Here is a 20,444-nt window from a genome sequence, read left to right on the forward strand (position 1 = left end):
ATTTTTTCTCGAAGATCGACAGAGTAGGACTTCATTTAAAAGGATTTATATTTTAATCTAGTGTACCTCATAATAGACGCAAGTGCTGTATCTCTGAGGTAAAGGAGTCTTAAATGGGCTATTGCTAGGTGGCAGAATAGGTGGAATTGGGTTAATACCTGGTATAAGAGTAGGCTCTACTTTTTTGAGGACTGTGATTGCAAATCCTCTTTGCTGGGGTTGTTGCTTACCAGATAGATCATTGACTAGCAGTCCGATTTGAGCGGGGAAGGCTTGATTTACTGGAAACTTGGTTGAACCAACTGCTGGAACGTCATTGCCGTATGGTAGAAGTTTAACCTGAATATTTTCTCCTTCTACTCTCCAACTCAAAATAGCAGATGTTCCTTCATTGAGAACCAAATTTGGTTGTTCACTACCGTTAATTTTGAAATAGACAATCTTAAATGGTTTGGGTAATATTGGAATTTTTGATTCAGCTTTTTTAGAACTAGTTTTGCCGCTTCCATTGTTAGAAATAGCTTTAATTTCAAATGCAAAATTTCCCACTTTATTTGCTAATAAAGGAATATTTTTACATTGCAGTTGTTGATTTTGTTGTATACACAGTTTTTTAAGTTTAGGATCTGTAATATTGCCTTGATTAAATTTGTAAGTAACTGGTTCACCATATGATGTACCATCATCTGCATTGCCAACAACCTGAAGTTGTGACAGCAATAATGGACGTGCAATTGTCCAACTAAAAAGAATATTTTCACCTTTTGTGTACTGTGGCTTATCTAGCTGAAAGTTAACTACTGATGCAATTGGTTTTTCTGCAATTTCTACCTGGGTAGTTTGCGCTGCTACTTGGTTAGTTCGGGAAAATATTTGTATACCATTGCGATAAAAGGCTTGTAATTGAAAAGTGTAATTACCTTTTGTTTTCACTCCAGTTTTTACGTTGCTACAAATTAACTCTTGTTTATCTTGTATCTGACAAGGAGGGATTTCATTAGCACTTCCTTTACCCAGCGTTTCAGGAATGCCATTGCTAAAGTCATAAGTAATAGGCTGAATAGGTTGGGAACCTTTAGCCGTCAAAACTAACTTTTTTAACTGTTTATATTGATGAATTTCCCAGTTTAAAGCTACCTCATCACCTTCTGTAATTTGAGAGTCATTTGCACTAAAATTTTCTAATCTCAAAGGGTCGGGGTTTAAAATTCGCCAAATGATAAATCCTATACCTCCTAATAACCCCAAAATTGCCAAAATTAACAGAAGAAATTGCCACCAAGGACGGGGTTTCCATACCAAAGTTCCTTGAGGCAGTGTGTTAGGTAGGGGTAAATTTTGTTGGTCTTTGATATCGAGTTGAAAGTTGACTACTAGCCCTGCACCAAACCACGGTCGTCGCCACCAACGTCTGGGTTTGACCGTCAAATTGGCTACAGCACTTCTATTAGGTAATAATCTGACTTCAGTGGGATCAAATTTGTAAGTATATAGTTCTTCTTCGTCTCGACTTTTTAAGTTTAGTATCAGTTCTCGGACAATATTGCCCTGGTTAGCTAGTGATAATTCGTACTTGCCAAGACTACGGCTAACTTGTCCCAAGATGGTATTAAGTTGTATATCTAAGCGATAATTTGTCGGAATTTGGATATACACCAAATCCAGCAGTACTAAATCTGGAGAGTTTTCTGAATACAAGCGGATTGTCGGAGAGTAGCTTCCCGCAAGGGTATCCCCAGGTGGGTGAAATTTCAACAATATTTGACCTTGAGTACCAGGATTGAGTTCTAGTGCAGTCACGTCAGACACTAATCCTGGCCCCTCAAATCCAGTTGCAGGATAATTAATTGTGAACCAGTCATCGTCTAAATCTGGACAACTCAAGCGGAATCTGTCTACAAGATAAGAGCGATTGTCAACTATTATCTCCACTTGCAGAGGTTCACTAGGATTGAAAATTAACGGTTTGTTAGGGTTGGTGTTAGGTCTAATGGAAAATGTCGGGTCGTTCACCCGAATTACAGTCTGTTCTTTTAGTAGAACCTTAATTTGGTTTGCGAAAGTTATGGGAGTATCTTGTGGATAATGTAGAGGGGAATCTACGACTAGTGTATAGTCATAGGTTCCTGGGAGAGCATTTGCGGCAATTTGAAACTCAAACCTTACTTCGTCACTATTTTGCCCTGGAGCTAATGCTAAACTTTCTCTAGGAGAACTAGACCAGCCGGTTAAATTTTGAAATACTTCATCAAAAACAAAATATAAGTCAATAACCGCACTCTGATTTCCCTGATTGATTACAACAATATAGAGTTCAATCGTATCTCCTGGCATCCCAAATTGAATTCCAGGCGGGTTGATAATAACTTGCAGTGGATTGAATTTAGCTTGCATGTCATTGATTCCCTTATTTGATGCGGTGTAATTTGACCTGAAAATCTTCATCACCACTCACAATCATGGTTCCTTGATTAGTTTTCAAATCGATACTATTGATTTTTTTAGAGCTTTTGTAAATTTGCTTACCTTCTGCTGCTTTTGTTTTGTCGAGCTTGTGTTCGGGAGTTAAATACCAAACTAAGACTCGTCCATCATCGCCACCACTTACTAAGAGACTACCATCGTCACTAAATGCTAGAGTCCGCACAGATGTTTTTGATGCTGACCAACGGTCTAGTTGTGAACAATTAAGTTCCTTTACTTTTTCTAGCGGATTCGGATTTTTGATAGTTTGACACTGATTTAAATCCCAAATCGTAATAAATCCCGTAGAATCAGAAGTTGCAAGGATTTTTCCTGTTGAGTCAGGAACAAAAGCTAATCCCCAAATAAAGTCTTCAGGGCCAACTAATGGATCTAGTTTTTCTAGATTTTGCACTGATAAACTTGGGGATTGTTTATCAAATTGAGTTGGATTCCACTGCCACAATATAAAACGCTTAAAGTTTCCAGCAATCACTAGAGTTTTTGCATCTGGGCTGAGATTTAATGCCCTGACTTGGAAACCTGATAGTTTCAATGTACTTTGTACGTCGATAACTTTTGGTTCTGGCAGAAAATCGCTGTTAGGCGCTGGTCTTGACCACAGTCTCACTTTACCACTGCCATAGCCACTGAATAAGTTAAGTGAGTTTGAAGTGAAAGCTAGATCAAAAACGCGATCGCCTTTTGCTTTAGGATCTTTAAGGTCTTGAAGTTGGCTAATCTTTGCACCTGAAGGAACATCTCTGAGTTCAATGACACCATTATCTAAACCAACAGCAACACGATTATTTTGTAACGGCATGAAGCGCAAGACTTCTACAGCGTCATCAGTAATGGCCATCAAGCCTTTGGGCTGTTGTGATTGGTCGCAAGCAAGTGGTTGCCCAGCATACCTTACTGTATCATCAGGGTCTAAGCTATCAGCACCAATTCTCCAAAGTCTTAAGGTGCAATCATCTGAGCCGCTGACCACAGATAAACCAATGCCACTAAAACGCACTGAGTTGACAGAACGAGTATGCATTACACCTCTTGGTTGCAGGATTAATGCTAAGAATGCGGCTAAAAGTGCGATCGCAGCTAATTGTAGCCATAAAGGTATAATTGGCAGAGTCTTGACTTCTAATGTCTGCGTGGCTGGATCTGTACTCCCTAAACGTTGGTCGGATAATTCCGATTTAGCCTCCAGCAACAAAGTTTTGCCGATTCCAATCCAAGGACGTTTTGTTTTAACATCGAGAATGACTTTACTTGTCTCTCCTAGATGAAGATTGGCGGTTTCGGGAAGCTTTTTAAAACTACATTTTCGCCAGTCTCTACCCTGCACCTGCACATTAATTTCCTGGTTGAGATTGCTAGCGTTTTTAAATAGTAATTCAAAGGAAGCTGTATCAGATTTCCAGTCAGGCAACCATGCCGATTTATTGGGGATTTTCAGGTGTTTTTCGGTGGTATTAAAGTCTATAAAACCCACTGGCAAAACTTCAATATTGCCTTCAGCATTAGTTGGATAACCATTATTGCTAACAGCTTCAATAGTAAAAGGATAATTTTGACTGGGCGCTTGCACTACAGAAGGAGGTTGGCATTGGAATGTAGCTTCTGCTAAACCACCTGGATCTAAGGGTAATCGGCGTTCTGCACTGCCAGCCAGCCAAGACGGATCGACGCCTGTAAAACGTAGCATTACCTCAGTTGGTTGTTGCCCCAAGTTCCGCACCCGTACTGGTATATCGACCGAATTGCGGGGATAAACTTGGAACTCTCGTACAGGTAATTCTACACTTAAATGTGTTGGTCTGTTGTCTCGCTCGATTTTCAGGCGTAGCACAAGTCTGGACTGTTGTGCTAATTGCGGTGAAAAAATATTTACCATCAGGTTGACAGTACCAACAAATCCCGGAATGGGTGTATTGAATACGAAAACTTGGAAGATGGTACTACTGCCCGGTGGCTTGGCTGCCGCTACCTCTGGTTCGAGTCTATACCAGCGATATCCTGTGTTGCGGATTTCTCCGGCTGCGGTAATTTCTATCTGAAAATTGACGAAGCGATCGCTATCATTATTGACAGTTACCTCAAATGATACAGGAGTATCACCTGGACGAAAGGTTAGGTTCTGAGTAGAAAGGCTGGCATTAATAACACTTTTTTCCATGCTATTACTTATAATATTTTTTTAGATTCTGCATAACTAGCGCTATTAAAAAATTAATGTCTCGTGAAAACGTGACAATAGCTTTTTTGCTTTGATTATTAAAATGTATATACTATTAAATATTGTGTAATAAATTGGCCAATTTATAAAAGTCATTTTCAAAGGCGATCGCTAATAGAGATATGAGTGAAAAAAAATGTAGAGACATAGCACTGCTACCGTCTCTACAAAAATTCTGGAGAACGCATATTTAATTTCTGGATATGACTTTCTCAGCAACGCCTGAACTCAAATTAAAATCGCTGCCCAATTCCTAAATGTACCTTGCTTTCTCCCTGGTCGTTAATGCCATAGTCAGCCCGAATTAAGCCTAGTGGTGAATTTAATCGCACTCCCGCCCCATAACCAAAACCATAACCTGGTTTATCCCGTACACCTGCCGGATCTCCTAATACAGTATCACCAGAACCTAAATCTGAGGCGAAGTCGGCAAACAATACACCGCCTACTATTGGTAAAACGGGAAAACGATATTCTGCCGAAGCCAACACATAACTGCGTCCACTGCCAACTTCTCCAGAATCGTAACCGCGCACTGAGTTGGAACCACCCAAGTTAAAGCTTTCGTAAGGCGGTAAATTCCCAAGGACAGTACCAGCTTGCAGATTCACTGCAAAGACTTGTGGCTGTTTGCTGTTAAATAACTGCACTGGTAAATATTGGCTGTAATTGGCTTTGAGGCGATTGAGGGAAATATTACCTTCACCGATAGGCAGAGATTGTTCTGTACTCAGACTCAGAACAGAACCTTGAGTTGGATTGAGGGGATTATCTCGTTTGTCTTTGGTGGCGGTGAACGATACGGTAGTTAGGTCGTCAATACCAGTTCCGCTGGCAGAGAGGGGATTGCCTTGAGCATCAGTTGGGGTAATATTACCTTGGCGATCGCGAATACTAGTTCGGGTATAGTTTAATCCTAATGAGGTATTCCAGTCATCAATTGGTCGCTGCAAGCTGACACCACCGCCAATTTGACCTTCTCGCACTTTGTCGCCGTTGGTTAGCTTAATCTTGTCATCAAAGGTTTCCGAAAGTTCTTGACTACGAAAACCATTTACAGTGTAGCCGAAGCGATCGGGGTTAGTTGTCCGATAGGGACTGGTAAATTTGGTATTAAACTGCAAGTCTCGGCTACTTACACCAAGATTCACACCGAAAGTATCATTAATACCGCCGACATTCTGATCTTGATAGTTGATTGTACCTACCAATCCCTGATCGGCATTGTAACTCCCACCCAAGTTAACACCACGCGCCCCAGTCTCTTTGAGTTGGTAGACTAAATCAAGTTTTGTCGCATCTCCTTCTAAGGCAACATTCACAGTTTCAAATAAACCAGTCCGATATAGCTGTTGGATGTCTTGTTTAACGACATTTTCTTGGAAAATTTGGCCGGGTTTCAACTTGAGTTGTTGTTGTAAGAAATCTGCTTTAGTGCGTCCTCCGACAGGATTACCCTTGCTATCAACGGTTTTACCTTCATCATTGACAAAGCGAAACTTGATATCACTCACCAAACCTTCAGCAACATTCACAGTGAGAATGCCTTGAGAACTAGGTTTAATTGATAACACCCGTGCTAAGTTATAACCATTGTCAGCGTACCACTTGTTAATTTGTGCTACTGCTTGTTGCAGTCCACTAGGACTAATAATGGTTCCAATCTGAGATTGCAAACCTTGTTGGGCAACTTGATAGGTAAGTACTTTAGCACCGGATAATTGCAGCGATCGCACAATCACTGGTTGGACTTGGTATACTACATTCAATCCAGCCTGTGTGCTAAAGCTATTCACACTGACACTACTAAATAAACCTGTATTTAAAATTGCTGTTACATCTCTTTGTAGCTGGCTTTGACTGGTTTCTCCACCAGCTTGGGTTTTAATTACTTGGCGAATGATTTGCTGTAATTCTTGATTGGCTCCCACCACCTGTACATCTGTAGCTGTGACTACCAAATCGCCTTCAGTCGCAGGAGTTTTGGGGGATGAAGGTGAAAAAGAGGGAGTGGAAGGAAGCGTTACTGATGAATTTCCCTTGTCTGCTGATTTTAAGACTACTGGGGAATTTTTGTTTGCACCTGTTTGCACAGTGACGGGATTTTGGGAAAATTGTTGTGCAACTATAGTTTCTGGGGAAGCAATTGTCTCTACCCGTGCGGGAGTGTTTTCAATTATCGGCACCACCAAGTTACCAGCTTTTGCAGTTGGAGTAACGGTTTTAGCAGGTGCAGCCGTTGCTTGCCCAGTAACATTGCCAGCAGCTAAAGTAGCTAAAGTAAAAATAGCAGTAGTAGAAACTCGCATAAATATTTAACCTAATTAACTGGGAGTTAGTTGTAGAGACGCTAGCGAATAGGGATAATACTAACTTCCAGCTTCTTCGTCGATTTCCCTATTTATACCTCTTACCCAAACAGACAGTTAATTTTGATATTTTGTTTCTTATGAGTAATCTATCTCGGTCATCTTTAGCTTCTAACTCCCAATCTGCTACTTCTCCTTTGCGGTTACTTGTATTAAGTAATGGTCATGGGGAAGATATGATTGCAGTTCGGATTTTGCAAGAACTCCAACGACAGCCAAACCCACCAGAGATATTTGCTTTACCTCTGGTGGGTGAAGGACGTGCTTATGAACAGTTGGATATCCCCTTTATCGGTTCAGTTCTGAATATGCCTTCTGGTGGCTTTATTTATATGGATGGCCGCCAATTAGCGCGGGATGTACGCGGTGGTTTATTGCAACTTACCCTCAGCCAAATCAAAGCTATCCGCCGTTGGGTGAGTTCTCAAAAAAAATTAGGTAATAGAAGAGCGATTTTAGCAGTGGGAGATATTTTGCCGCTGTTGTTTGCAACATTTAGTGGCGCTAATTATGCTTTTGTCGGTACAGCTAAATCTGAGTATTACGTGCGAGATGAAGCTGGATTATTACCACGAAAATCTAAAGACGCAGGTTGGGAAAACTTTTCTGGTTCAGTTTACCACCCTTGGGAACGTTGGTTAATGAGTCGTCGCCGTTGTAAAGCAGTGTTCCTTAGAGATGCACTGACGACGGAAACATTAAAACAATGGCCAATTCCAGCTTTCTATTTTGGTAATCCGATGATGGATGGTCTAGAACCGACGTTTTCACGCCAACAATTTTATAGTCAGAATATCCAACAGCAAGAGACAGTTAGACCTTTTGTAGTGACTCTTCTTCCTGGTTCTCGTCCGCCAGAAGCATACACTAACTGGGAAACAATTATGATTGCTGTATCTGCATTGATGGCAAGTTTTCAACAGCGAGATTCAATCTTTTATACTTCTAACACAGTAGTATTTTTAGGTGCTATCGCTCCTGGTTTAGACTCTAATATTTTATCCCAAAGTGTGCAATCCCAAGGCTGGCGCCCTGAATTAGCATCTCCTATCCAACTTCGCGATCCAAATGTCTTGACATTTAAACAGAGAAATGCTTATCTACTATTGACACAACAAGCCTACAATGATTGCTTGCACTTGGGAGATTTAGCGATCGCAATGGCAGGTACAGCCACAGAACAGTTTATCGGTTTAGGCAAACCTGCGATCGCAATTCCCGGTAATGGGCCACAATACAACCCTGGCTTTGCTGAATCTCAAAGTCGTCTTCTCGGATCGTCTTTGATTTTAATCGATCAACCAGAAGAAGTAGCGAAGGTTGTACAATCCTTATTTAAAAACCCTGATAATTTGCAAATTATTGCTGAAAATGGTGGGCGACGCATGGGCAAACCGGGAGCCGCACTACGTATTGCTAATTGCTTGCGGGAAAAATTGGGATAATGGGGCAGTGGGTATGGGGCATTGTGGCAGGTTATTCTCCTTGTCCCCTTGTCCCCTCATCTCCCTTGTCCCTAATCCCTTACGCCACCAACCCCGAACGCAAGGCCCTCACAGCAGCTTGGGTACGGTCATCAGCACATAGTTTATTTAGAATATTACGAACATGGGTTTTGACAGTACCAACTGTAATGTAGAGTTTCTCAGCAATTTGCCCATTGCTACACCCAGCTACAATCAACTCTAGGATTTCCAGTTCCCGTTGAGTCAGAGGGTATGTTTCCAAAACTTGCTCGTATTCTGTCGCCAGCGCTTCAATTTTTACAGTCTTCGGCTTGTCAGAACCTTGACTTTCTCCAGGAATACCTTGGCGCATTTTCCGCAGTACCACGTTGGCAATTGCCGGATCGATCCAAGAGTTACCGCCGTGAGTTGCTTGAATTGCCTCAGTTAATTTACTGATGCTGGTTTCTTTCATATAATAAGAATCAGCGCCAGCTGCGAAGGCTGCAAGTACAGCATCCTCTGTATGATCCATTGTCAAGATGAGAATCTTTGTAGTAGATTGCCCACCATTTTCAGCCTGGGAGCGTTTGAATTTGCGAGTGAGTTCGATGCCATCCATGTCAGGCAAGCCGATATCTACTACCGCTACATCAGGCTTTGCTGTTTCTAAAAGTTTTAACCCTTGGGTAGCATTTGCCGCTTCCCCAATTACTTTCAATGCACTATGAGACTGTAATGCTGCTCGTAGCCCCATTCGCGTTAAGTCATGATCTTCAATTAAAATAATACTAATTTCATTCATAGCTACACTCACTCTTGCACTGTTTGCATCTTTCAAAGTATTTCCTTTTGTAACTACTATCTTTTATTTTCCCAAACTTAAGATAGATGATATTTCAACCTGTCTGCATCCACCGATAGAAATAACAAATACTCAAAAGTTTTATATTTAGATAGAGGACAAATCTAGCTGGAGATATATAGATACTTACACAAAAAGTATGAAATATTGAAACGAATGCCAAATTGCTCCTCCTTGCTGATAATTATAATTCAGCTTTGAGTTGCCATGTTCCATTGGTTAATTAGTATTATTTTGGATCAAACTTAAAAAAAAGCTTATGAAAATGAAAAAATTACACCGTGTGAAAGTTGCTTTACGAGAAAGTGAACGATGGATGCAAGCAATTTTTAATCAAGCCTTTGGATTCATCCGATTGATAGAGCCAATAGAGATCCTCATAGAAGGGAATCAGGCAGCGTTAAGATTTGGTGGAATCACGAACAGCAAAGTAATTCGTAATTCTTGGTGACTAACTTGTTCATCTGACTTTTCACAGGATATAATACAAACCCTCTGTGCAAACCTCTCCCCTTTTAGGTTTTGAATTTTTGCCTAACTTTTGTCGGGAACCTTTCTTCGGCATTAAGGGTTAGTAATTTTGCGAACATCTATAAATTAGATATAACCGGGAAAATACTAATACAGATGTGGCGATCGCTAAGAAAATTGTTGAAATTTCAGGAGGTAGGATTACTTCAGATTTACAAATAGCTATAGATATTACTTTTTTATTTACCTAGTCTAACTAACCTGATAGACAAAACTGTTCAAGCTTATGGTACACGATAATCGGATGCAACTCTCACCAATGACTGACGACGGTGGCTTCCTCACTCATCTACAATTGTTTTAAGCTTGGTAAAGTATTTTATTTTACTTTATATCAGCGGTGTGTGCTTGGTAATTACTAATTTTTTGCAGGACATTGGTCATTTGCTAGGAGTTTAGTTACCAGAATCTGGTAAATTAACCAGATTGAAGATACAACAGACTCAATTCAACCCAAGGAAAAGACCGAAAGAGCGATCGACATACTACTAATGGAGGATAACAAAGTTGATGTGATGAATGTTAAACAGGTATTAAACTGGATCTTAAGCAAAATATATTAATCAATCAAATTACAGGTCTTAGATATCCGAAAATCTTATATTCTTTAGTTGGATAATCTGAAAAAGAGCAAATATTATATATCAACCTATGTTTGGCGGCGAAAATAAAAACCGATGGAAGAGACGCTGAAAATTTTGGTTGTAGACGATGACAAAGTAAACCGGATAGCAATCCGTTCTGCCCTGACTACAGCAGGTATTCAGATGCAACTGTCTGAAGTAGGGAATGGTAATGATGCTTTCTCTGTCTTAAGCGTTACTGCTTACGATTGTGTTTTCCTCGACAATTCCTTACCAGATCGGGATGCACTAACTTTGATTCAACAGCTAGGTTCTTCAGAAATTAAAGTTCCTTTAGTAGTCCTAACTGGTCAAGGAGATGAACAAATTACTCTCCAATTATTGAAAGCTGGTGCTACAGATTATCTCTCTAAGTCTAGAATATCTCCAGAAACTTTGTCGCAGGTTTTGCGGAATGTGATTCGGATTTATCGGGCGGAAATACAGGTGGATTTGGCAAATCAGCAACTCAGAGAAACTCATGAACAACTCATTTGTCAGAACCAACAATTGGAGAGACAACAACAACAGATTCAAATGCAAAACTTCAAGCTATTGGAGGCATCACGTCTAAAATCACTTTTTTTGGCAACTATATCTCACGAACTTAGAACTCCGATGAATGCGATTATTGGTTTTTCGCAAATACTGCTGCGTCCTAAATTCGGTCAGCTAACGCGCCAGCAAGCAGATATGGTTGAGCGCATTTTGAATAATGGTAAGCATTTACTAATGTTACTCAATGAAGTTCTCGACTTTTCCAAGCTGGAGGGAGGAGGATTAGATTTAAAGGCAGAAAGATTTGATATATCAAAGATAATCAATCTTGTTGTCAGTGAAATGCGTTCCCTAGCTGATGCTAAAAATCTTTCATTGTTAGTACAAACCGATTTGCAAAATCCTTTGGTATTTAACGATCCGGTTCGTGTCAAACAGATTTTGATTAACCTGCTTTCCAACGCCATTAAATTCACAGAATCGGGTGAAATTTGGGTTGAGGTTAAGGAACTACCGGAAAATCGAGTGGTAATTATCGTTCAAGATACAGGTATAGGTATTGACCCCAGAGATTTTAAGCATATTTTTGAAGCATTTCGGCAAGTCGATCAAACTATCACTCGCAAATATCCAGGTACAGGTCTGGGTTTGGCAATTATAGATTCGCTAGTGCGAATGATGGGCGGTAAAATATTTCTGGAGAGTAAATTGGGGGTGGGTTCAATGTTTAAAATTGAATTGCCACGTCAAATTACATTACCGAGTGGAGCAGGCCATGCTCCAGCTTCACAGTTAGATAACGATAACGACGATTTTTTTTGTCCTGCTAAAAATCCTCATCAGTCATCTTCTCAATCCAGGAAAGCCAATAGAATATCCTAAATTTAAAAATTACTTCCAAAAAACTGATAAAAATTTATAAATCATGTCTGTAGTTGAAAATAATAAAATTTATCGTATTTTAGCAGTTGATGACACTCAAGATAATCTCATTTTGGTTCAAGCAATTTTAGAAAGTGAGGGGTATGAAATTGATTTGGCTTCAGATGGAATAAAGGCTTTACGGAAAGTTGAGCAATCTCCACCCGATCTGATTCTGTTAGATGTAATGATGCCGGGGATAGATGGCTATGAAGTCACACGTCGGATTCGGAATAATCCTGCAATCTCTTATATTCCAATCCTATTAATTACTGCCTTTCATCAATCCAGCGTTGTCGAAGGTTTGGATGCTGGTGCTGATGATTTTATTCGTAAACCATTTGATACTGATGAACTACTGGCAAGGGTGCGATCGCTATTACGTCTCAAGCATAGTTTGGACGAACAACAAAAAATGGCCCGCCAACGGGAAGATTTTGTTTCCCGTCTGACTCATGACTTGCGCACTCCCCTAGTAGCCGCCGATCGGATGTTGAATTTGTTTGAAATGGAAACATTCTGTAAAATTTCGCCGGAAATGAAACAGGCGATCGCAGTAATGATTCGCAGTAACCAAAATTTGATGGAAATGGTGAACACGCTCTTAGAAGTCTATCGCTTCGAGGCAGGTAAAAAAACGTTGAATTGGGAGGAATGCGATTTATCTGAGATATCTCAAGAAGTAGTCAGCGAACTAAGTCCTCTAACTAATGAAAAAGGCTTGACTCTGGAAATAGATACCCGTGAATTAGATCCACTGAGTCAAAACGCTGCTATTATCATGGGCGATCGTTTAGAATTACGGCGAGTGTTAAACAACCTGATTGCAAATGCCATCAAATTTACAGATACAGGAGGCATAACAATCCGCATTTATGAAACATCATCTCATCCAGGAGATCCAGATTCGGTAATAATTGAGGTACAAGATACAGGATATGGGATTGCGCCAGAAGATCGGGCAACAATTTTCGAGCGATTTCGCCAAGGCAGAAATAAACGCTCAGGTAGCGGCTTAGGACTACATCTATCCCATCGCATTATAGAAGGGCACGCAGGAACTATCAAGGTCGCTTCTGAACTAGGTAAAGGTAGTTTATTTACCGTGCGACTACCTAAAAACATTTAAGTTATTTTCCTTTAGCACAGATTATTTTGTGGATATCTCCCAAGAAATTACATTTAATTTTGGATGTGTTTTTATGCCCCTAACAAAACTTAAATTATATAGATTAATTACAGCAGCATTTGAAGGTTAATCCAATCTAGAATACTGCTATATAACTTGCCTCTTGCAATATTTGTATACTCCCAATGGCAGATGTCTCGATTGACTAAAATAACTAAATCTACTTTTGTATCATTCTATAGATAGTAGAAATAACTATTTTACAAAGTTATTATTCAACCTATTAATGCCTGAAAAACGTGTATGCACCCTGGAATCATAACCCAGGGTCTTTTTTATGAAAGCTTAGATAATGTTTATATTTTCGTCATTGCCTACTGTCTATATCCACCCTATTCAGAACTGAGGGTGGACGTGAACAGCGGTTAAAAAGGATTATAGAGTAAACTAAAATACAGACCGTTTTCTTGTAATGTTCTCTCATTTGAGTTATTAACAGATATCAAAGGAATACCCCAGTCAAGACGAACGGTGAAGCGATCGCCCTGTGCCCAACGCAACCCCAGACCAACAGCAGCTAAAGTATTATGCTCGGGATTATCTTTACCAGAAGTATTCCAGCCAACACCAAAATCCACAAAGGGGATAACCTGTAAGATGCTATTTATCTGTGGTAAGCGCAGAATCGGTACTTGAACTTCCGCAGAAACAAAAGTGCCATTATCTGTCAGCAGGTAATCTTGACGGTAGCCGCGAATGCTATCCTGTCCACCGATGCCAAATTGCTCTATCGGCAGAAGTTTTGTAGATGCTAGTTGCGTATTTAAACGTAATAACAATAAAGTTTCAGGAGCTAAAAGGCGCGCCCACTGCGCTTGCCCTTGCCAAGCAAAAAAACGGCTATCGGGAGCATCTTGATTAACTGTGGCATTCAACACATCTATGCCCAAACTGAATTGAGAGCGTAGGGCGATGACTTCACGACTGTTACGACTCGTCCATTCTTGAAAAAATCGCAACGCCGATACCCTAGTGCGTCCCTCATCATCAGCACCAGGCGAAAGTTCAGAGGCGGGAACCCCTTCTCTCTGTAAAAAGGACGAGATATCACTTTCGCGTCGGGAAGCTGTTAACCCCAGAGCCAATTCTTGCGTAGGAGTTTGGACTATGGGCTGCCTAAATGTCAGTTCATAGTAGCGAGAAGCCGATGCGATATCTAGGAAGTCGAAAGGAGGCTCAATGACATTGCTCGACGTAGTGCCATAGTTAAAGGTAAGCGTTCCGTTGCGGGGATTAAGAGGCAATGTGTAACTAGCGTCAAAGGAGTTGCTACCATCAGTATTGGTGTAGCCTACACTCAGACCATCCCCCAATCCAAGTAAGTTGGCTTCATTCAATCTTAACCCGCGTCGAAAACTGCCAACGCTAGGCGATCGCCCATTATCAAGAACTATTTGGCCACTAAAGGTTTTTGCCTCACTGATTTTAACTTCTAAAAGACTCGTACCCGTCCGCGATCCTGCTGAGAGTTCAGCAGTCACGTTTTGAATCAAAGGATTAAGTTGCAGCAGTTGCAGGGCTTGTAATAGACGCTGGCGATTCAGAGGCGGTGATGTCGCAATTGCTAATCGGCTACGGACATAATTCGGATTCAACCGCCGAGTTCCAGTTACCTGAATATCTTCTAATTTACCTTCAACCACCTGAATTTTGACAACACCAGATTGGATTGTTTGAGGTGGAATATAGGCACCAGAAGTAATGTAACCCTTTTTGACATATAGATCGGTGATTTTAGAACGTGCTTGATAAACTTCAGTTAGTGAAATCGGTCGTTTGGTAAATTCAGCAGTGGCTTCAGCTAATTCTTGGGCACTGAAAACTGTGCTACCAACAACTTCAAAGCGTTCAACAACAATAGTTTGAGGAAAGTTACCAGGGAGTGGTGTATCAGGTGTGGGAGTTGGGGCAGAGGGTGGCAATAGTTCTGCTGGTGGGGGGAGTGGCTGTGGCACTTCAGGTGAGGGAAGTGGTGAAGGTGTGGGTGGTTGGATATCCTGTGGTGGTGGAATTTGTTGTGATAGGGTGAAATCACTAGTTGGTAATTGTGTAGTATCAACAGCCTGAGCTTTCAGTGGACTTAAAGATGTACTGCTAAGTAATAAAAGCATACTCAGCGGTAAGCAGGACACTATAAGATTCTGAGGGTATTTATCAATCATCGCACTGGACTATTTTTTGTCAGTAACTATGGGATTATATGAGGACTGCTTCAGATGTGAATCTTACTTCATCTTTTGTCGCTAAAACTGATATCTTGAGCAAATCTCAATTTAAAAGCTAAATCATCTGGTGATTGCAGACTTAAAAGTATCAATGAGATATCTGATGAAATTAATTATGCGTTGCCCAAAATCCTTGGTAGGCAAAATTTATGTAGTCAAAGGCTTCCCATACCACTACGTGGAAGCAAGCTATGCGTAGCATCTCCGTGCTTTTTTTGCAGTTTAAATCTGATACCAAATTTCTGATTTAGTCTGCTGCAATCAGTGTAGGTCTTTCCCTTGTGCGTCTCTGAAAGATAAGCCTACACCGTTCATTGCAACCTTCTAGCTACTGCCTTCTTCACTCCATACCACTTTGCTGAAACATTCCCATCAATTTACGTTTACGAGCGTGGGTTTGCATCAAGTTTTCCCGATAGCTTAACCAGTCAGCTTTCTTCCCAGATTTCAGGTAGGCATTACGCGCCTTTTTCAACCATTCAACCGCGTAATAATAGTATTCGGCTTTACCTGCATCCATAATCTTTTCGGCACGACGACGAGCATTAGCAATCACCCAACTAGGATTGTGAGAGATAGCAGCATTCATAACTCGGTGAATTAACTCTGAACGCTCGGAACTTAGTTCACTAGCGATCGCAATTGCATCATCAATTAGCCCCTCATGCAAAAATATATCTACCTTGGCTGATTCTGTTCCCCAACCACTAGAAGTACGGACAATTCTCAGCAGGTCTGTTTTGACACTTTCCCAGTTTTCCCCAGCTAATTCTGCCATCCTTTGGTAATCCACAAAGGAGGGCTTCATTTGAAAAGCTGCCTTGATTGCTAATAAAGCTGCTTCACTATTACCCAACTCACTAGCTAAATCACTTGTCCAAATTCCCAATTCATACTGACAATTACCCGGTAAATTTAATCCACTCTGCGCTATATCTAGTGCTTGCTGTAATGCTCCCTGAACGCTGAGTGTTTTCGCTAGGGCAAAGGCTTCTTCCATTGAGTTCATCTGGGTTTGAGCAGCATCAATTGCTTCTTCCACCCTGCCTAAACGCCCCAACATTGTCAGATATTGCTGGGTTTGCCCTTCTGCTTCTGCTAAATACAGGTATTCTTGATAACGTTCTTGACGTTCGAGAATTTTCAGGCGAATTAATGCCAAATCATCAGCATAATCTGGCACGTCTTCTTCCCATGCTCCCCTTTCAGTAATGTTACCTTGGAGAACTTGTACCAGCGGCGGATAATCCCAACCTTGGCGTAAAGCCTCCATGACTAGACCAAAATCAGCATTCCACTCATCCTGCCAAGCTTCCAAATTTATTTGAATATCAACTTTTTCTTCTGGAGTAAGTTCGGCAATCAGAATTGCTTCACACCAAGCATTATTTAATTCCGCGACAACTTCATCATTTTCAGCGCCGTATTCGGCAACATCATCCCAATTTTCCGCACAAGTAGAGGTAATCGCTGACAAAATAGCGATCGCATTTTCACCTTCTCCCCGTTCGCTAAAATCAACCGCAGTTTGCACTACACTCAGCAAATCTTCGCCAATCGGGTCTTCTTCGTATCCCTCCTCAAAGTAGCGCACAGTATCCTTGAGAATCTGCCGTACTTGCCGCCGAAACGGAGCGGGATCAAGAGTATTGCGGCGCCCGGATTTTATGGCTGTTTGGTTGTCAGCAGGATTCGTCATCCAACTTACATGACGGTCAATTGCCTCAATTAGGGGGGGGTATTCTGCTACCAACTCTTGCAGCAGCCTTTGAGTTTCGATCCGATTCAGACGATTTAGTAGTTCTTCCAGGGTGGGGCGCTGTTCAATATTTTCTGAGTTACGCACACAAACGAGCATCGTCGCCACAATGTGTTTGCACCACCCTTCATAGTCGTAGGCACAGGTGCATTTTACTGAGGTTAACCCACTGCTATCGAAATTCAGGCTGACATGATAAGGTCTAGCTTCGGTGCCTACAACATCCGCCTGAAGCAGATGACCACGTTGGATAACGGCATTAACAGCACCAGCGTTATAATATGCCTCGCCCCGCTGGAAAGATTTGGCGTTGGCATGACGGCGGATAGTAAATTCACTAATTTGGGGAATAGACATCGAGCGATCGCCTGCGTAAATCTTCTGGATCAATCCTAAGTCCAGCTTAGTGTTACGCTAACGCCCTGTAAAGAAAAAGGTGTGGATGATTCTGAATGAGACTGCAATTTCTACTCATTAACTAGCTCAGAACTGGTAATCAGCTTTATTACCCTGCAAATACTCACTTAATTTCTTGTCGCTTTTCTGGGAAAACCAACCCATATAATGAAAATATCCATATTTTCGCCAGAAGTGAGTGAATCATAATTTGAGTTAGCAATACCCGAACCTGAAATCAGTGAACAGTCAACAGTAAACAGTCAGGGTAATGTAAGGAAAGGGATTTAGAGTTCAGCGATAAAACTGATAACTGATAACTGTTAAAAGGGTTGCGCTGATTGTCGGTCAAGTTGAGAATAAATAGGCGAAGCACACGGGGAAACTAACGTGAGTCAAGGATATGATTACGATTTAGTAATTATCGGCGCTGGTGTAGGCGGACATGGCGCAGCCTTACACGCCGTAAGTTGTGGTTTGAAAACAGCAATTATTGAAGCTGCTGATATGGGAGGAACCTGTGTTAATCGGGGCTGTATTCCTTCTAAAGCGCTGCTGGCAGCATCTGGACGTGTGCGGGAGTTACGCAATGCCCACCACCTCAAGTCACTGGGAATTCAAATTGGTAGCGTAGAATTCGATCGCCAAGCGATCGCTAATCATGCTAACGATCTCGTCTCGAAAATTCAAGGCGACTTAACCAACAGCCTCAAACGTCTAAAAGTTGATATCATCAGGGGTTGGGGAAAAATCGCTGGGGCGCAAAAAGTCTCTATCATCGGAGACGGTGGTGAAAAAACCATCACAGCTAAAGACATTATCCTTTCGCCCGGTTCAATTCCTTTTGTACCTCCAGGGATTGAAGTAGATGGCAAAACTGTCTTTACCAGCGATCAAGGTGTGAAGTTGGAATCATTACCAGACTGGGTGGCAATTATTGGTAGTGGTTACATCGGTTTAGAATTTTCTGATATTTACTCAGCTTTGGGTTGTGAAATCACCTTGATTGAAGCCCTAGATCAGTTAATGCCAGGATTTGACCGCGATATTGCCAAACTTGCCGAACGGGTGCTAATTACTCCCCGCGATATTGAAACGAAAGTGGGGATATACGCCAAAAAAGTTATCCCAGGTTCACCTGTGGTGATTGAGTTAGCAGATTTCAAAACCAAGGAAGATGTAGATGTCATCGAGGTAGATGCTTGTTTAGTGGCTACGGGACGCATCCCGGCGACCAAAAATCTTGGTTTAGAGTCTGTGGGTGTGGAACTCGATCGGCGGAATTTTATTCCAGTAGACGATCGCATGGCAGTACTCTCAGCAGGTGAAGTCGTGCCGCATTTGTGGGCAATTGGCGACGCTAATGGGAAGATGATGTTAGCCCATGCGGCTTCTGCTCAAGGCATCATCGCGGTAGAAAATATAGTTGGGAGGGAAAGAATAGTAGACTATCGCAGCATCCCCGCAGCGGCATTTACCCACCCAGAGGTCAGCTATGTAGGCTTAACTGAAACAGCAGCTAAAGAGTTGGGACAAACCGAAGGATTTGAAATCGCCACAAGTAGGAGTTACTTCAAAGGAAATTCCAAAGCGTTGGCAGAAAATGAAGCCGACGGTATTGCCAAGGTGATATATCGCAAAGACACCGGAGAAGTCTTGGGCGTCCACATTTTCGGACTACACGCCTCAGATTTGATTCATGAAGCGTCAGCTGCGATCGCCAACCGTCAATCTGTCCACAATCTTGCACATCTAGTTCACGCCCACCCGACACTTTCGGAAGTCCTGGACGAAGCTTATAAACGAGCCATTTAGTCATTTGTCCTCTGTCATTTGTCCTTTGCTAATAAACTAAGGACAAATGACCATTGACTAATGACCACTTACCAATGACTAATGACTAATAACAAATTATGCAAATCCGTCGCCGTTCACCTAACCCAGCTATTGATGTATCGATATTGCGTTATCAGGCTGTCGTGCCTGATGCCGCGCCAAACAACATCTTAGAGGAAATTGTCTGGCAGAAAGAAGTAGAATATGACCAAATGCGGGAGAAAGTTCCTTTGCAAGAATTACGGAAGCGGGTACTGACTGCGCCGCCAACCCGTGATTTTGTCGCCGCTTTGCGCCAAGGTAAGACTAAGCCAGCATTGATTGCCGAAGTTAAAAAAGCTTCACCTAGTAAAGGTGTTTTACGAGAAGATTTTGACCCAGTAGCGATCGCCCAATCTTATCAGCAAGGTGGTGCTAGTTGTCTCTCAGTGCTAACCGATGTCAAATTTTTTCAAGGTAGTTTTGAAAACTTAGCCAAGGTTCGGGCTGCCGTAGATTTGCCCCTACTGTGCAAAGAGTTTGTGGTTTATGCTTACCAGATATACTGGGCACGGGTTCAGGGTGCAGATGCTATTTTGTTGATTGCCGCTATCCTGAGCGATCAAGATTTGAAATACTTCCTTAAAATTGCTAACAACCTGAAAATGGCAACCTTGGTTGAAGTCCATAGTTTGGCAGAACTTGACCGTGTGTTAGCTTTAGATGGGGTCTCCTTGGTAGGAATCAATAATCGCAATTTGGAAGATTTCTCTGTTGATCTGCAAACTACTTGCCAACTTTTGGCTGCAAGGAATAGCCAATTGCAAGAGAAAAATATCCTTGTGGTCAGCGAGTCAGGACTACACAACCCAGAAGATTTGAGTTTAGTGCTGACAGCAGGTGCATCTGCTGTACTCATTGGAGAGTCTTTGGTAAAACAACCAGATCCCGGCGCTGCGATCGCTCATATATTACCGAGGAATTTTTGAAAGAAACACCCCAGATGCTCTAAAAGGCGCTGGGCAACTGCACATAATAGTTGAGCAATTGGGCATACTATGCGTATACACGCAGCAATTTGCTATCAAATATCATTAATATCTTTG

General features: G+C 41.6%; 12 protein-coding genes. 6 read left to right on the forward strand and 6 right to left on the reverse strand.

Annotated elements, in window-relative coordinates:
- Window positions 1-57: 57 nt before the first annotated feature.
- The 3 genes from V7K44_RS03975 to V7K44_RS03985 form a co-directional block, all read right to left on the reverse strand.
- The gene (locus V7K44_RS03975; RefSeq protein WP_334928856.1) at window positions 58-2,394 is read right to left on the reverse strand and encodes a COG1470 family protein; all 2,337 of its coding nucleotides are present in this window, start codon (window positions 2,392-2,394) and stop codon (window positions 58-60) included.
- 13 nt (window positions 2,395-2,407) lie between these two features.
- Entirely contained in the window at window positions 2,408-4,642 is a 2,235-nt protein-coding gene (locus tag V7K44_RS03980) for a hypothetical protein (RefSeq protein WP_334928858.1), read from the reverse strand.
- Window positions 4,643-4,935: 293 nt separating this feature from the next.
- A complete protein-coding gene (locus V7K44_RS03985) occupies window positions 4,936-7,011 on the reverse strand; it encodes an outer membrane protein assembly factor (protein WP_334928860.1) in 2,076 nt (691 codons plus the stop codon).
- Window positions 7,012-7,151: 140 nt separating this feature from the next.
- On the opposite strand from V7K44_RS03985, the gene V7K44_RS03990 reads away from it, so the two are divergent.
- Window positions 7,152-8,516 (forward strand): lipid-A-disaccharide synthase-related protein, encoded by a 1,365-nt coding sequence (locus tag V7K44_RS03990; RefSeq protein ID WP_334928862.1) that lies wholly within the window; start codon window positions 7,152-7,154, stop codon window positions 8,514-8,516.
- A 79-nt stretch (window positions 8,517-8,595) separates the two neighbouring features.
- On the opposite strand, the gene V7K44_RS03995 is transcribed toward V7K44_RS03990, so the two are convergent.
- Window positions 8,596-9,321: a response regulator transcription factor gene (locus tag V7K44_RS03995; RefSeq protein ID WP_094349814.1), complete on the reverse strand. Its 726-nt coding sequence runs from the start codon at window positions 9,319-9,321 to the stop codon at window positions 8,596-8,598.
- A gap of 325 nt (window positions 9,322-9,646) precedes the next feature.
- On the opposite strand from V7K44_RS03995, the gene V7K44_RS04000 reads away from it, so the two are divergent.
- The 3 genes from V7K44_RS04000 to V7K44_RS04010 all read left to right on the forward strand — a co-directional run bounded on the left by V7K44_RS04000 (window position 9,647) and on the right by V7K44_RS04010 (window position 13,083).
- Window positions 9,647-9,832 carry a hypothetical protein gene (locus tag V7K44_RS04000; protein ID WP_334928864.1) on the forward strand — a complete coding sequence of 62 codons (186 nt, stop codon included), beginning with the start codon at window positions 9,647-9,649 and terminating at the stop codon, window positions 9,830-9,832.
- Between the two features lie 757 nt (window positions 9,833-10,589).
- On the forward strand, window positions 10,590-11,915 hold the full coding sequence (locus tag V7K44_RS04005; protein ID WP_334928866.1) for an ATP-binding response regulator: 1,326 nt from the start codon (window positions 10,590-10,592) through the stop codon (window positions 11,913-11,915).
- A 43-nt stretch (window positions 11,916-11,958) separates the two neighbouring features.
- Window positions 11,959-13,083, forward strand: a complete 1,125-nt coding sequence (locus V7K44_RS04010; RefSeq protein ID WP_334928868.1) for a hybrid sensor histidine kinase/response regulator — start codon at window positions 11,959-11,961, stop codon at window positions 13,081-13,083.
- Between the two features lie 425 nt (window positions 13,084-13,508).
- Here V7K44_RS04010 and V7K44_RS04015 read toward each other — a convergent pair whose 3' ends face one another.
- Window positions 13,509-15,254, reverse strand: coding sequence for a ShlB/FhaC/HecB family hemolysin secretion/activation protein (locus tag V7K44_RS04015; RefSeq protein ID WP_442940658.1), 1,746 nt, complete (start codon window positions 15,252-15,254; stop codon window positions 13,509-13,511).
- Window positions 15,255-15,708: 454 nt separating this feature from the next.
- Complete coding sequence (locus V7K44_RS04020) at window positions 15,709-17,484, reverse strand: SWIM zinc finger family protein (protein WP_334929085.1); 1,776 nt, start codon at window positions 17,482-17,484, stop codon at window positions 15,709-15,711.
- Between the two features lie 429 nt (window positions 17,485-17,913).
- Here V7K44_RS04020 and lpdA point away from each other — a divergent pair, with 429 nt between their 5' ends.
- Together lpdA and trpC are read left to right on the forward strand one after the other, a co-directional pair.
- On the forward strand, window positions 17,914-19,338 hold the full coding sequence (lpdA, locus tag V7K44_RS04025; RefSeq protein ID WP_334928872.1) for a dihydrolipoyl dehydrogenase: 1,425 nt from the start codon (window positions 17,914-17,916) through the stop codon (window positions 19,336-19,338).
- Between the two features lie 98 nt (window positions 19,339-19,436).
- Window positions 19,437-20,327: an indole-3-glycerol phosphate synthase TrpC gene (trpC, locus tag V7K44_RS04030; protein ID WP_334928874.1), complete on the forward strand. Its 891-nt coding sequence runs from the start codon at window positions 19,437-19,439 to the stop codon at window positions 20,325-20,327.
- The last annotated feature ends 117 nt before the right edge of the window (window positions 20,328-20,444 follow it).

The sequence above is a fragment of the Nostoc sp. genome, assembly GCF_036917235.1.
Classification (GTDB): domain Bacteria; phylum Cyanobacteriota; class Cyanobacteriia; order Cyanobacteriales; family Nostocaceae; genus Nostoc.

Coding starts and splice junctions, on each gene's coding strand:
- V7K44_RS04005 (WP_334928866.1), top strand. CDS start 10,590: ATGGAAGAGACGCTGAAAATTTTGGTTGTAGACGATGACAAAGTAAAC.
- V7K44_RS03990 (WP_334928862.1), top strand. CDS start 7,152: ATGAGTAATCTATCTCGGTCATCTTTAGCTTCTAACTCCCAATCTGCT.
- V7K44_RS04000 (WP_334928864.1), top strand. CDS start 9,647: ATGAAAAAATTACACCGTGTGAAAGTTGCTTTACGAGAAAGTGAACGA.
- V7K44_RS03975 (WP_334928856.1), bottom strand. CDS start 2,394: ATGCAAGCTAAATTCAATCCACTGCAAGTTATTATCAACCCGCCTGGA.
- V7K44_RS04015 (WP_442940658.1), bottom strand. CDS start 15,254: ATGCTTTTATTACTTAGCAGTACATCTTTAAGTCCACTGAAAGCTCAG.
- V7K44_RS04020 (WP_334929085.1), bottom strand. CDS start 17,484: ATGTCTATTCCCCAAATTAGTGAATTTACTATCCGCCGTCATGCCAAC.
- V7K44_RS04010 (WP_334928868.1), top strand. CDS start 11,959: ATGTCTGTAGTTGAAAATAATAAAATTTATCGTATTTTAGCAGTTGAT.
- V7K44_RS03995 (WP_094349814.1), bottom strand. CDS start 9,321: ATGAATGAAATTAGTATTATTTTAATTGAAGATCATGACTTAACGCGA.
- V7K44_RS03980 (WP_334928858.1), bottom strand. CDS start 4,642: ATGGAAAAAAGTGTTATTAATGCCAGCCTTTCTACTCAGAACCTAACC.
- trpC (WP_334928874.1), top strand. CDS start 19,437: ATGCAAATCCGTCGCCGTTCACCTAACCCAGCTATTGATGTATCGATA.
- V7K44_RS03985 (WP_334928860.1), bottom strand. CDS start 7,011: ATGCGAGTTTCTACTACTGCTATTTTTACTTTAGCTACTTTAGCTGCT.